General features: G+C 59.6%; 13 protein-coding genes and 1 tRNA gene. 12 read left to right on the top strand and 2 right to left on the bottom strand.

All coding sequences use genetic code 11. The annotated features are described in order from the left end of the window. Positions 1–113 precede the first annotated feature (113 nt). From rpmI to ACMFWR_RS13850, 9 genes are all read left to right on the top strand, one after another. Positions 114–311, top strand: a complete 198-nt coding sequence (gene rpmI / locus ACMFWR_RS13890; RefSeq protein WP_413192220.1) for a 50S ribosomal protein L35 — start codon at positions 114–116, stop codon at positions 309–311. 27 nt (positions 312–338) lie between these two features. Then, positions 339–704, top strand: coding sequence for a 50S ribosomal protein L20 (gene rplT / locus ACMFWR_RS13885; protein WP_413192219.1), 366 nt, complete (start codon positions 339–341; stop codon positions 702–704). A gap of 145 nt (positions 705–849) precedes the next feature. Beyond that, complete coding sequence (gene pheS / locus ACMFWR_RS13880) at positions 850–1,914, top strand: phenylalanine--tRNA ligase subunit alpha (RefSeq protein ID WP_413192218.1); 1,065 nt, start codon at positions 850–852, stop codon at positions 1,912–1,914. A gap of 185 nt (positions 1,915–2,099) precedes the next feature. Then, on the top strand, positions 2,100–4,547 hold the full coding sequence (gene pheT, locus ACMFWR_RS13875) for a phenylalanine--tRNA ligase subunit beta (protein ID WP_413192217.1): 2,448 nt from the start codon (positions 2,100–2,102) through the stop codon (positions 4,545–4,547). Between the two features lie 48 nt (positions 4,548–4,595). Further along, positions 4,596–5,009 carry an integration host factor subunit alpha gene (locus ACMFWR_RS13870; protein WP_413192216.1) on the top strand — a complete coding sequence of 138 codons (414 nt, stop codon included), beginning with the start codon at positions 4,596–4,598 and terminating at the stop codon, positions 5,007–5,009. A 77-nt stretch (positions 5,010–5,086) separates the two neighbouring features. Beyond that, positions 5,087–5,503, top strand: coding sequence for a MerR family transcriptional regulator (locus ACMFWR_RS13865; protein ID WP_413192215.1), 417 nt, complete (start codon positions 5,087–5,089; stop codon positions 5,501–5,503). Positions 5,504–5,547: 44 nt separating this feature from the next. Beyond that, a tRNA-Pro gene (locus tag ACMFWR_RS13860) sits at positions 5,548–5,624 on the top strand. Positions 5,625–5,868: 244 nt separating this feature from the next. Further along, on the top strand, positions 5,869–6,504 hold the full coding sequence (locus tag ACMFWR_RS13855; protein ID WP_413192214.1) for an SDR family oxidoreductase: 636 nt from the start codon (positions 5,869–5,871) through the stop codon (positions 6,502–6,504). Between the two features lie 15 nt (positions 6,505–6,519). Next, positions 6,520–7,023, top strand: a complete 504-nt coding sequence (locus tag ACMFWR_RS13850) for a hypothetical protein (RefSeq protein ID WP_413192213.1) — start codon at positions 6,520–6,522, stop codon at positions 7,021–7,023. A 174-nt stretch (positions 7,024–7,197) separates the two neighbouring features. On the opposite strand, the gene ACMFWR_RS13845 is transcribed toward ACMFWR_RS13850, so the two are convergent. Beyond that, the gene (locus tag ACMFWR_RS13845) at positions 7,198–8,754 is read right to left on the bottom strand and encodes a methyl-accepting chemotaxis protein (RefSeq protein WP_413192212.1); all 1,557 of its coding nucleotides are present in this window, start codon (positions 8,752–8,754) and stop codon (positions 7,198–7,200) included. A gap of 307 nt (positions 8,755–9,061) precedes the next feature. Between ACMFWR_RS13845 and ACMFWR_RS13840 the strand changes: the two genes are divergently transcribed. Further along, on the top strand, positions 9,062–9,889 hold the full coding sequence (locus ACMFWR_RS13840; RefSeq protein ID WP_413192211.1) for a DNA-binding response regulator: 828 nt from the start codon (positions 9,062–9,064) through the stop codon (positions 9,887–9,889). Positions 9,890–9,939: 50 nt separating this feature from the next. Here the strand turns inward: ACMFWR_RS13840 and ACMFWR_RS13835 are convergent, their stop codons facing one another. Further along, the gene (locus tag ACMFWR_RS13835) at positions 9,940–10,635 is read right to left on the bottom strand and encodes a helix-turn-helix domain-containing protein (protein ID WP_413192210.1); all 696 of its coding nucleotides are present in this window, start codon (positions 10,633–10,635) and stop codon (positions 9,940–9,942) included. A 406-nt stretch (positions 10,636–11,041) separates the two neighbouring features. Here ACMFWR_RS13835 and ACMFWR_RS13830 point away from each other — a divergent pair, with 406 nt between their 5' ends. Next, positions 11,042–11,515, top strand: coding sequence for a DUF1348 family protein (locus tag ACMFWR_RS13830; protein WP_413192209.1), 474 nt, complete (start codon positions 11,042–11,044; stop codon positions 11,513–11,515). Between the two features lie 123 nt (positions 11,516–11,638). Further along, a complete protein-coding gene (locus ACMFWR_RS13825) occupies positions 11,639–12,235 on the top strand; it encodes a TetR/AcrR family transcriptional regulator (protein WP_413192208.1) in 597 nt (198 codons plus the stop codon). Positions 12,236–12,292 lie beyond the last annotated feature (57 nt).

The following is a 12,292-nucleotide window of genomic DNA, read 5'->3' as shown; positions in this document are numbered from 1 at the left end:
ATGCTTTCGAACCCGTCAGCGCGGTGGGCAACCACCGCCAACAAGTGAACGTGGGTCCTACAAGGGCGGCATCAGCTGCACACCCATGCTCATATTAGAAATCTGGAGTAGTCATGCCGAAGATGAAAACCAAGAAAAGCGCTGCGAAGCGCTTTGTGGTGCGTCCGGGCGGTACCGTCAAGCGCGGTCAAGCCTTCAAGCGCCACATCCTGACGAAGAAGACCACGAAGAACAAGCGCCACCTGCGCGGCAGCACGGGTGTTCACGCGTCGGATGTGAATTCCGTACGCGCGATGATGCCGTTCGCCTAACCTCACAACCACTCATAGGAGAGAAACATGCCTCGAGTCAAACGTGGGGTAACCGCGCGCGCCCGTCATAAGAAAGTTATCGACCAAGCCAAGGGTTTCCGCGGCCGTCGCAATAACGTCTACCGTATCGCCAAGCAGGCGGTGATGCGCGCCGGGCAATATGCCTATCGCGATCGTCGCAACAAGAAGCGCGTCTTCCGTGCACTGTGGATCGCCCGTATCAATGCGGGTACCCGTGAGCATGGCATGACGTACAGCGTGTTCATCAATGGCCTGAAGAAGGCGCATATTGAACTGGACCGCAAGGTTCTCGCTGATATGGCTGTGACGGACAAGCCTGCTTTCGCGGCCATCGTGAAGCAAGTGAAGTCGGTCGTGTCTGCTTCGGCTTAAGTTCGCATGACCGGGCAACCGGTCAGCTTGAGCCAGCCCGCTGTCAGGGCTGAGGACATCGCGGTCATGCAGGTCAATGACAGCGATGTCCGCGACACCGGGATCCGGTGTCGCGCAAAACGGGGCTCCTTACCGAGCCCCTTTTTTGTTGAATTCGAGTTTGTTTAGGAATATCGACGTGACGACGACGGAATCCCCCGACCTGCAAGAGATCGTCGCTGATGCGCAACGCGCATTCGCCGGCGCTGAAGACAACGCGACGCTCGAAAACGAGAAGGCGCGATTTTTCGGCAAGGCCGGCAAGGTGTCGGAGCTCATGAAGGGTCTTGGCAAGCTCGACCCCGAAGCGCGCAAGACCGAAGGCGCGCGGATCAACGTCATCAAGCAACAGATCGAAGATGCATTGACGGCACGCCGCCAGGCGCTCGCCGATGCATTGCTCAATCGCCGTCTGGCAGCCGAAGCGATCGACGTGACGCTTCCGGGCCGCGGCGAGGGCGTCGGTACGCTCCACCCCATGATGGCGACGTGGGAGCGTGTCGAACAAGTCTTCCGCTCGATCGGCTTCGATGTGGCCGATGGCCCCGAGATCGAAACCGACTGGTACAACTTCACTGCACTGAACAGCCCGGAAAACCATCCGGCGCGTTCGATGCAGGACACGTTCTATATCGACGCCAAGGACGAGCAAGGCCGTCCGTTGCTGCTGCGTACGCATACGAGCCCGATGCAGGTTCGCTATGCACGCATGCACAAGCCGCCGATCAAAGTGATCGCACCGGGCCGCACGTATCGCGTCGACAGCGATGCGACCCATTCCCCGATGTTCAGCCAGGTCGAAGGACTCTGGATTGGCGAGAACGTGAGCTTCGCCGATCTCAAGGGTGTGTATACCGACTTCCTGCGCAAATTCTTCGAACGCGACGACATCAGCATCCGGTTCCGTCCTTCGTATTTTCCGTTCACCGAGCCGTCAGCCGAAATTGATATGCGTTTCGAAGGCGGCAGAAATGCGGGCCGCTGGCTCGAAATTTCGGGCTCGGGCCAGGTGCATCCGAACGTGATCCGCAATATGGGCCTCGACCCTGAGCGCTACATCGGTTTTGCATTCGGCAGCGGTCTCGAACGGCTCGCGATGTTGCGCTACGGCGTTGATGATCTGCGGTTGTTCTTTGAAGGCGATCTGCGTTTCTTGCGCCAGTTTGCGTAAGGCGTACATCGAGCGTGCATAGCGAGTGCACTGCACACGTCGGGAGCGGCTGAGGCCCTCTCGATGCGTGCGGACCACGCAGTACGTGCGGTGCGGCACGCCATGCGCGCCGAAGGCGGTCTGTTGCCCGGCCTGTGTAGACCCGCAACGGACCACCCCACAAACGAATAAAACGTTAGCGATCCATGCAATTCCCAGAATCCTGGCTCAGAAGCTTTGTCAGCCCGAACCTGACGACCGATCAACTGGCGCACGCCATGACGATGTCGGGTCTCGAGGTCGAGGACCTGCGCCCGATCGCACCGCCGACGCAGAAGATCGTCGTTGGCCATGTCCTGTCGGTCGAGAAACATCCGAACGCTGACAAGCTCAACGTTTGCCAGGTCGACGCGGGTACGGGCGAGACGCTGCAGATCGTGTGCGGCGCGCCGAACGTGGCGCCGGGCATCAAGGTGCCGTGCGCGCTGGTCGGAGCTGAACTCGCGCCGGCTGAAGCGGGTGGTGCGCCGTTCGCGATCAAGCTCTCGAAGCTGCGCGGCGTCGAAAGCTACGGCATGCTGTGTTCGGCTCGCGAGCTCAAGCTCAGCGAAGACCATAGCGGCCTGATGATTCTGCCGGCCGACACGACCGTCGGCGAAGATATCCGCAAGGTGCTGAACCTCGACGATACGATCTTCGAAATCAAACTGACGCCGAACAAGGCCGATTGCCTTTCGGTATTCGGTGTTGCGCGCGAAGTCGCCGCGATCACGGGTGCGCCGCTCGACCGTCCGGTTTATACGCCGGTCGCCGTCGAGATCAAGGACACGCTGCCCGTCAAGGTCAGCGCGCCCGACCTCTGCGGCCGCTTTTCGGGTCGTGTGATTCGCGGCGTCAACGCACGCGCGGCGACGCCCGCGTGGATGGTTGAGCGTCTCGAACGCGCGGGTCAGCGCAGCATCTCGGCGCTTGTCGATATCTCGAACTACGTGATGCTCGAACTCGGCCGTCCGTCGCACGTGTTCGACCTCGACAAGATCCACGGTGGTCTCGACGTGCGCTGGGGTCGCAAGGGCGAATCGCTGAAGCTGCTCAACGGCAACACGGTCGAACTCGATGAAGAAGTCGGCGTGATCGCCGATCAGCAGATCGTCGAAAGCCTCGCAGGCATCATGGGCGGCGACAGCACAGCCGTGAGCCTGGACACGCAGAATATCTATCTCGAAGCCGCTTTCTGGTGGCCCGACTCGATTCGCGGTCGCAGCCGTCGCTACAACTTTTCGACCGATGCGGGTCATCGCTTCGAACGTGGCGTCGACTATGCGACGACCGTCGAGCATATTGAATACCTGTCGAAGCTCATTCTCGAGATCTGCGGTGGCGCCGCCGGTCCGGTCGACGATCAGCAGCTGAACGTGCCCGTACGCAAGCCTGTGGCGATGCGTGTCGCGCGTGCGACGCGTGTGATCGGTGTGCCGATCGCGGGTGACGAGATGGCCGATATCTTCACGCGGCTGGGTCTCGACTATCAGCGCGTCGACGCCGGCACCGATCAGGAACAGTTCATCGTGACGCCGCCTTCGTATCGATTCGATATCGAAATCGAAGAAGACCTGATCGAAGAAGTCGCACGTATTCACGGTTTCGAAAATATCCCCGCACTTCCGCCGGTCGCACCGAGCGAGATGCGTCCGACCAACGAGACGCGCCGTTCGATTCACGCGCTGCGCCACACGCTGGCCGCGCGTGACTACGCCGAAACCGTCAACTTCGGTTTTGTCGATGCAAAATGGGAAGAGGATTTTGCGGGCAATACCGATCCGATCCGCGTGCTCAATCCGATCGCGAGCCAGTACTCGGTGATGCGCAGCTCGTTGTTCGGCAGCCTGATCGAAGTGCTGCGTGCGAATCTGAATCGCAAGGCCGATCGCGTGCGCCTGTTCGAGCTTGGCCGTGTCTTTATTGCAGATAAGTCTGTTGAAGCCGGTGAGTTGCAAGTGGCGGGTTTCCATCAACCGAAGCGCATCGGTGCGCTCGCGTATGGTCCCGCGGTTGAAGAGCAATGGGCAACGAAGACGCGCGCCGTCGATTACTTCGACGTGAAGGGCGATCTCGAAGCGTTGCTGGCGCCTGCCGTGCCGCGTTTCGTGAAGGCCGAGCATCCGGCCTTGCATCCGGGACGTTCGGCGCGCGTCGAACTCGACGGCAAGGCGATCGGCTGGATTGGCGAACTGCATCCGCGCTGGCTGCAAAAATACGATCTGCCGCATGCGCCGGTCGTGTTCGAAGTGGACGTCGATCCGATCCAGGTCAAGCCGCTTCCGGCGCTGGCCGAGGTGTCGAAATTCCAGCCGGTGACGCGCGATATCGCGCTCGTCGTCGACCAGAAGATCGAGGTTCAGAGCTTGATGGACGAGCTTCAGGCGGCGCGTGCAGAACCTGCTTGCAAATACGTCCAAAACGTTGTTTTATTTGATGAATTCCGTCCGACGGCGACCGTCTCCGGTGGCCTTGGCGCGGACCAGAAAAGCCTTGCGTTCCGGATAACCCTGCAAGATACTGGCGGGACTTTGCAGGACGAGACTGTTGAACTGGCCATCAGGACGTTGGTGGATCGCTTGGCTCGAGTCTATGGCGCGCGCTTGCGCGGGTAAGACAACACCCGTGTAACCAGGCGCCTGTTTTTTTGACCCTTAGAAAAAATGAACTCGAGTGAATTTGAAGCGCTTCTGGCAGCGCAGCGTAGTGCGATGACGGACGAAGCCGACAATGCAATCAACGGGAACGGTTCGGCGAATGCCGATACCCCGACGTTGACCAAGGCCGAACTGGCCGAGCTCCTGTTCGATCATGTTGGCTTGAACAAGCGTGAAGCGAAGGACATGGTCGAAGCGTTCTTCGAAGTCATTCGCGATGCGCTTGAAAGCGGTGACAGCGTCAAGCTGTCGGGCTTCGGCAACTTCCAGTTGCGTGACAAGCCGCAGCGTCCGGGGCGCAATCCGAAGACTGGCGAGGCGATTCCCATTGCCGCACGTCGTGTTGTGACCTTCCACGCAAGTCAAAAGCTGAAGTCATTGGTTGAAAGCGGCGTGACGCAAACGCCGCCGAGCCATTGAGACTCGTCTTGCGCATTCCCACGGTGGTTATGTGCACGTTATCGTGCGACACGTTCTGACTCGACCGCATCGCCGCGATGGAAAAGGTCATCCTGCCTCCAATCCCTGCCAAGCGTTACTTCACGATCGGTGAAGTCAGTGAGCTATGCGGCGTCAAGCCGCATGTGCTCCGGTATTGGGAGCAGGAATTCACACAGTTGCGGCCGGTCAAGCGTCGTGGCAACCGGCGGTATTACCAGCATCATGAAGTGCTGTTGATTCGCCGGATTCGTGAACTGCTGTACGAACAAGGATTCACGATCAACGGTGCGCGCAATCGCCTGGATGCGCTTGGCAATAGCGCGACAGACCATGCGGCAGAGCGCGTCAGCGAGCCTGTTGTTGAAACCGCTCAGGCAGAAAAGGGTAAGGCAGGCGGCAAGCTTGTCCCCGTCGACTGCGAGCAATTGCGGCATGAATTGAAAGAAGTCATCGCGATGCTCGGCAAGCGATAGATCGATTCACCCGTAGCAATCTCTCTGTTATACTTTCGTTCTTTCGGGGCGTAGCGCAGCCTGGTAGCGTACCTGCATGGGGTGCAGGTGGTCGGAGGTTCAAATCCTCTCGCCCCGACCAGATGTAAGAAGGGTTAGTCGGTTGATGCCGGCTAACCCTTTTTTCTTTTTGCCTCGCTTCTCCGTTCCTCTTCCTCCGCGCTGAAAGCCTCCTCGTCAGCGCGCGAACGTATGCGAGGTGCTACCCTTGCGTGCGACGCATCGGGCGCAACAATCCACCGCAGTGCATCGTGAGTTCGACCCGACAGCATCGTCGTTCGATGCGACATCCCTCAGATCCAGAGACTCCCAGGGAGCACCACGTCATGAGTATTCTTTTGATTGGAGCGACGGGACGCACGGGCTGGCTGGTCGCGGAAAAGCTCCATGCGTCAGCGATGCCGTTTCGTGCGTTGATTCGCAATGCATCGAAAAGCGAAGCTTTTGCGCGTATCGGTGGCAGCACGTTTGTCGCCAATCTGGATGACGATTTTTCGGCGGCGTTCGAAGGCATGCAGGCAGTGATCTATGCAGCGGGCTCCGCGGAGACTGAAGGCGCAGAGCAGGAGCGCCTGATCGATCGCGATGCGGTGATCCGGTCGACGAAGTACGCAAAAGACTATGGTGTGCCGCGTTTCGTCGTGATCAGCGCGCTCCTCGCCTCCGCGCCGGAGCAGGGACCCGAAGCGCTGCGCCACTATGCGCAAATGAAGCGCGAATCCGATGACCATGTGATGCACAGCGGGCTGGACTATCTCGTCGTGCGCCCGGGTCCGTTGAGCATGGATCCGGGCGTCGGATCGTTGCAACTTGTGTCGAACTCAGCGACTTCGGGTACGCCCGTCGCGCGCGAAGACGTGGCGTCGCTTGTCGTCGAAGCGCTCAAAGCGGGTGTGACGAACAAAGTGATCGGTTTCGTCGGCGGGAATACACGCATTCTCGACGCGCTGTCGACACTGTAGATCGCGAGGGGCGCCATGCTCAGATCATTCGTCGCTACCGTCACCTTAGTCGTGCTGCTGGCATCGACCGGTTCGATTGCCCAGGCGCAACAGCCGTCACAGATACAACAACCCACGTCGACTGACACCAAGGCGGCTTACTGCCTGATCATCAATGCGAATGCATTGGCCATCCAGAAGAAGCTTCTGACTCAGGTTCCGCTCGAGGACACCGACACCAGAAAGCAGGCGCAGCTTCCGATCGACGAAACGACCCAGCGCGTGGCGCGTATCGAAGGGTATCTGTATCCGCGGGTGCCGCACTTGGACCAGGCCCCGTTGACGGCCGCGCAACGTCAGGCCGATGACGATCTGAAGGCCATCAGTTCTGAGAGTGTGCGCGCGTGTACGCAGCAGTGCGGGGGATTGCCGCAGACGCAGGAACAGATTCCGGCGTATGCGGCCTGCACATCGAAATGCGCGCCCGAGTCGCTTTCGCGCGTGCGAGCCTGCACGGAATTATCCTGGCTGCCGCAATGAATTCGTGAGTGATACTGGAACGGATACTGTGACTGACAGGGCGAGGGCCATTGCCGTCGCCGTAAGCGCATTGAGCCGCGGTGGATGAAACTCTGAAGATTGAGCGGGGAGGTGGGACGAGAAGGAAGCGCTCAATGGCGGTGCGACATGAGCGCCGCCAAGGCACGACAAAATTCAGACCGACGCGACGCGGAACACCGATACCGTCGTCCGCATGGCCTGCGCTTGCGTCTCAAGCGCATTGGCTGCCGCGGCAACCTGCTCGACGAGCGCGGCATTCTGCTGCGTGACCTGATCCATCTGACTCACGGCAAGACTGACCTGCTCGATACCTGAGCTTTGCTCAACGCTCGCCGATGTGATTTCAGACATCAACGTGGCCACATTACGCGCGGCATCGACGATCTCGCCCATCGTCCGGCCAGCCTGAACCACAAGTTCGTTGCCGCTGCGAACGTCATCGACCGAAGCACCGATCAACTCCTTGATTTCGCGTGCGGCCCCTGCACTGCGTTGTGCGAGTGCCCGCACTTCACCCGCCACGACGGCGAAGCCCCGGCCTTGTTCGCCTGCGCGCGCAGACTCGACAGCGGCGTTCAGCGCCAGAATATTGGTCTGAAAAGCGATGCTGTCGATCATCCCCGTGATATCGGCGATTTTCTTCGAACTCGAACTGATGGCGGCCATCGTTTGCACGGCTTGCCCGACGACAAGTCCGCCGCGCTCGGCAAGCTTCGACGTTTCATCGGCAAGATTGCTCGCCTGCAGGGCGTTGTCGGCGTTCTGTTTCACGGTCGACGTGAGCTGCTCCATGCTCGCCGCTGTTTCCTCGAGCGAGGCTGATTGTTCTTCAGTCCGGCTCGACAGATCGAGGTTGCCGGCGGCGATCTCGCGCGCGCCGCCATGGATCGCTTCGCAGCTGTCGCGCACATTCGACACAGTACGCGTGAGCCCGGATTGCATGCGGTGCATCGCGCCGAACAACTGGCCGATTTCGTTGCCTCCCGCTTCAGGCACTACCACCGTGAGATCGTTCTCCGCAATCCGGTCCAGCAACTCGGCCGCTTTTTTGAGGGGGCGTGCGACGACGCGCAGCAGCGCGAAATGCGCGCCGATCACGAGCACCAATGCCACGCTGACACCGATCACCACGAGCGTCACCACCCATGTGTATTGGCGTGCATTACCGGCGATGATGTCGGCCGACAAGTCATTCGCGTCATGCTGGAATTTCTCGACGCTGGCCGAATAGGCAGCGCCTGCCGACGTGATCTCGGTGTCGTTGATTTGCGAATACGCGCTCGTGTCGCCTGCATGCAGTGCGTCGGCGGCGCGAGTCAGGACGGCGGTTAAATGGGTCGCCGAGTCGCTGATTTGCTGTTTGAGGGCTGTGTCCTGTCCGTCATAAGGCGGCGTCTTCCTGAACGACTCAATTTCGGCTTGCGCTTTGGCGGCACTCGTTGCCGCGCTCTTCAGCGCCGAGTCTCGCGTGGCGGTGTCGTTACGTTCCTTCAGCGCGGAATAGGCGCGCGTCAGTGCCGCGCGTGTTCGCGTCGTGTCCTTATAACCGTCGTTGGCCAGAATCTCTTGCGACGAGACTTCGTGCAGGCGCGTGGTGCTGACGTTCGCCCGGCTCAGCGCGACAACGCCAAGGACGCCACCGGCGAGAATCATCGCGGCGAAAAGCACAAGCACGGCAAGCAGCGTGCTGCGGACGGTCAGGCTACGCATGAGGTCAGGATCCAGAGGGCAATAATTACCGTTGTTAACGGCTGTGTATTCTGAAATCTTGACCGATTATTTCAAGGCGCACCCTTTAACAAAGTCCAAAACCATCTATTCGATCCAGAATTGGACTATTGGCGTTGATTCCTGCAACAACGCGACATGATTCGCGCCTTCTTCCGTCATCGCGTTTCCGGTCGCTTCGCAAACACTGCGTTATTCAGCGTTGTTTGATGCTCAATCGGACTTTGACGGTCAGGCCTCTCGTGGACGCGATCACGACGGCCGGCGCATTGATAGAGTCTGAAACGTCATGAACAGTAGTACGCATGTTGTCTTTCTCGCCAGGGAAGACGACACGCTTGTGAATCTTGCAAGAGATTTGTCCCGCCTGGGTTTTGCTATCCATCTGCACCGGGATCCAGGCACGCTGCATAGTGCCTTCGTTCTGGATGCCTGCCCGTTGATTTTCGTCGGGCTCGCCCCGAATGAAATCAACGACGCGGTCATGAAAGTCCGCGCATTGCATCCGACTGGGGGTGTGATCGCCTATTCGACGTTCAAAGAAAGCGAACAGCGTGTGCGTACCTTGATGTGCGGTGCGGACTACTGTGTCGAACCTGATATGAGCGCCGTCGAAATTGCCGCGCTGATGCGCGCGCTGGTCCGGCGTGGGAACGATATTCTTGCGTCGGCGACGGCTGTGTCTCATGCCATATCGAATCAGGAGGCTCACGCCAGGCGTGGGATGAGCCCCTCTTCGGCGCAGTCGCTGTGGCGTCTCGCCAATAAGGGTTGGACGCTGGTGGCGCCAAGCGGTCGCGCACTCGCGCTGACCGCGGGTGAGCGCGAGCTTGTTCAGCGCTTCTTTAGCGCGCCCGACCGAAAAATCCGGCGTGAGTGGGATAGTGCGATCGATGCCTCCTCGTCGGTGGACCCGTCGTCACCGGGTAACGTGTCGCCGCGCGTCATTGATGTGATGATCAGCCGGCTGCGTCGCAAGGCTTCGCAAAAGCAGATGGGATTGCCGATTCGCTCGGTGCCGGGGTGGGGGTATGTGTTCGCGGGTGACATTGAAGCGGTCGACGACGCACAGGCAGATCAGGCGTACGCCGGCGAACGCGATACTCAATGTCAATGAGCAAACGGCATCGCGAACGTCATATGGGGTTGACCTGATGACGCCTTCGCTCAATACCGAAGTGGAAACGGCCGCACGATCATCATGAGGCGACCGCGATCCATCTCGATGTATCCGCCGGTGCGCAAATCGGAAACGATCTTGGACACGATGCTGCGTGAGAGTTTCGTGCGTTCGAGGACGAAGCTCACCGCAGTCAGGTCGCCTTTGATCTCGGGCGGGTGACCGTCGAGCAATTGAAGCGCGTTGCAGACGGCTTCATACGCGGTGCTTGCCGTCAGGAACGCCGTCCTGACCGATAGCGCTTCGAGATAAATGGCGATGACTTGCGCCACTTCTTTCCACAGACCGCGCCGTTCGACGAGCGCATTCCAGTCATCGGTATCGAAGGCAAGCGCTGCACTCGCGGCCTTGCATTCGTAGACGAGGCCACAATCCCCGTTCAGCGCCTCGAGCACGCCGGCGACGTAGGGCGCATGCACGATGCCGAGTGTCAGGCCGGTGCGGCGGTGTTCGACGCGGCACGCACCCCGATACACGATATGCACGGTGCCCGTCTGCATCGCATCGAGCAGCGCGCCTCTCGCGAGCGTCGCAGTATCGTGCGGTTCGCTTGCCGCCTCGGCCTCGACGACGAGTCGGTCGAAGCTCGCACTGGGCCACTCTTCGCGCAGGCGTTTGAGCAGCTCTCTCATCGTCTGTACGGTCTCCTCGGTACGCGTTGTCGATACTCGCGTCGTCGGCATCGGAAGATGCCGTGGACGACGCGCACTGCAATCGATTCTTCCCTATGCAAGACTCGATCGCGTCTTTTCCTGCGGGAACGATCGTCTGGCTGACGGCTGCGTTAATGATCGGCCCGTGCGCAGTGCAAGGTCCAAACCTCCTGAATGAGCTTATGCCACGAATCCGATGTCGCGTTCAGAACTTCTGCCGCCAGCACGCTTTTTGTTAGCGCGCGCAGGGCCTGTTCATGACCCTGTTTTTATCGCTTGACCGGGTAGAATGGGCGTTCTACCATTCATCTCAATCGCCCGCCTGGCAAGCAGCCTGGCATGGCGTAAAGACTCTGTCACTGGTGGCGCCCCGGTGATGGCGATTCCGCACGACCTCACATCCTTTTGTCGATTTCGCATCGCTGGAGCACGCACCATGAGCCAAGAATCCCGTCCGCCGTTTCCGCCGTTCACCCTTGAAACGGCAAAGCAAAAAGTCCGCATGGCCGAAGACGGCTGGAATACGCGCGACCCTGAACGCGTTGCGCTGGCCTATACGGTCGACAGCCGTTGGCGCAATCGAGTCGAGTTCACCAATACGCGCGCCGAAATCGTTGCGCTGCTGACCCGCAAGTGGTCGCGCGAACTCGAATATCGCTTGATCAAAGAACTGTGGGCGTTCACGGGCAACCGGATCGCGGTGCGCTTCGCCTATGAGTGGCGCGACGATGCGGGCAACTGGTTCCGTGCTTACGGTAACGAGAACTGGGAATTCGATGAGCACGGCCTGATGGCGCATCGTCATGCGTCGATCAACGATCGTCCGATCAAGGAATCCGAGCGACTGTTCCACTGGCCGCTGGGTCGCCGGCCCGACGATCATCCGGGGTTGAGCGACCTCGGGCTGTGATCGTTTCATCGCCTCTAAAAGGCTTCCGGATCGTGTCGGACACGTCGCGTGATGAGTGGCTTGATAAAAGCGTGGTGATACGATCCGTGATCCCTTTTTGTATGAACGTGTGAGTGACGCATCATGACGACTCCTGCTGTTCCGTCTACGCCCGCTGCGCCGGGGCCGCGTGACCGTTTGCTTGCGACCGCGGAACGACTCATTTACGCATCGAGCATTCAGGGCACCGGTGTCGACGCGATCGTGCGTGAGTCAGGGACGGCACGGAAGAGCTTTTACCTGTACTTCGATTCGAAGGAAGCACTGGTTGCCGAGGCGCTTCGACGTCGTGATGATCGATGGATGGCCTGGTATGAGCAGGGCACGCTCGCGTCCGGCAAGACGCCGGCCAAGCAGTTGCTCGGCATGTTCGATGTGCTGCGCGAGTGGTTCACAAGTGACGATTACTACGGCTGTGCGTTTCTGAATGCGGCGGGTGAGATCAAGTCACCCGACAACGAGATTTTTAAAGTGTCTCGCTTGCACAAGGAGCGATTGCTCGCGTTTATCCTGGGCTTGTGTGAACAGGCCGGGGCAAAGGATCCGGTGGCGTTGTCCCGTCAGTTGCTCGTGTTGGTCGACGGGGCAATCGCGGTCGCGCTGGTCAGCGGGCAACCGGATCCGGCAGACGATGCAAAAAACGTGGCCACGTGTTTGTTGATGGCTGCTGGTGTGAGTTGAGCGAGTGCTTTTCGAGGGCTTGCACTTGTGTGTCGTGGAAGCGCGACGTTTGGTATC

The organism is Pararobbsia alpina (assembly GCF_965118125.1).
GTDB lineage: Bacteria > Pseudomonadota > Gammaproteobacteria > Burkholderiales > Burkholderiaceae > Pararobbsia > Pararobbsia alpina_A.
Note: the sequence above shows the minus strand (reverse complement) of the source record. Positions and strands in the feature narration are given on the sequence as shown.

What these genes read in the sequence shown, in the direction of transcription:
- ACMFWR_RS13850 (WP_413192213.1), top strand. Translation starts at nt 6,520, where the DNA reads ATGCTCAGATCATTCGTCGCTACCGTCACCTTAGTCGTGCTGCTGGCA.
- ACMFWR_RS13845 (WP_413192212.1), bottom strand. Translation starts at nt 8,754, where the DNA reads ATGCGTAGCCTGACCGTCCGCAGCACGCTGCTTGCCGTGCTTGTGCTT.
- ACMFWR_RS13870 (WP_413192216.1), top strand. Translation starts at nt 4,596, where the DNA reads ATGAACTCGAGTGAATTTGAAGCGCTTCTGGCAGCGCAGCGTAGTGCG.
- ACMFWR_RS13855 (WP_413192214.1), top strand. Translation starts at nt 5,869, where the DNA reads ATGAGTATTCTTTTGATTGGAGCGACGGGACGCACGGGCTGGCTGGTC.
- ACMFWR_RS13830 (WP_413192209.1), top strand. Translation starts at nt 11,042, where the DNA reads ATGAGCCAAGAATCCCGTCCGCCGTTTCCGCCGTTCACCCTTGAAACG.
- pheT (WP_413192217.1), top strand. Translation starts at nt 2,100, where the DNA reads ATGCAATTCCCAGAATCCTGGCTCAGAAGCTTTGTCAGCCCGAACCTG.
- ACMFWR_RS13835 (WP_413192210.1), bottom strand. Translation starts at nt 10,635, where the DNA reads ATGCCGACGACGCGAGTATCGACAACGCGTACCGAGGAGACCGTACAG.
- ACMFWR_RS13825 (WP_413192208.1), top strand. Translation starts at nt 11,639, where the DNA reads ATGACGACTCCTGCTGTTCCGTCTACGCCCGCTGCGCCGGGGCCGCGT.
- ACMFWR_RS13865 (WP_413192215.1), top strand. Translation starts at nt 5,087, where the DNA reads ATGGAAAAGGTCATCCTGCCTCCAATCCCTGCCAAGCGTTACTTCACG.
- ACMFWR_RS13840 (WP_413192211.1), top strand. Translation starts at nt 9,062, where the DNA reads ATGAACAGTAGTACGCATGTTGTCTTTCTCGCCAGGGAAGACGACACG.
- rplT (WP_413192219.1), top strand. Translation starts at nt 339, where the DNA reads ATGCCTCGAGTCAAACGTGGGGTAACCGCGCGCGCCCGTCATAAGAAA.
- rpmI (WP_413192220.1), top strand. Translation starts at nt 114, where the DNA reads ATGCCGAAGATGAAAACCAAGAAAAGCGCTGCGAAGCGCTTTGTGGTG.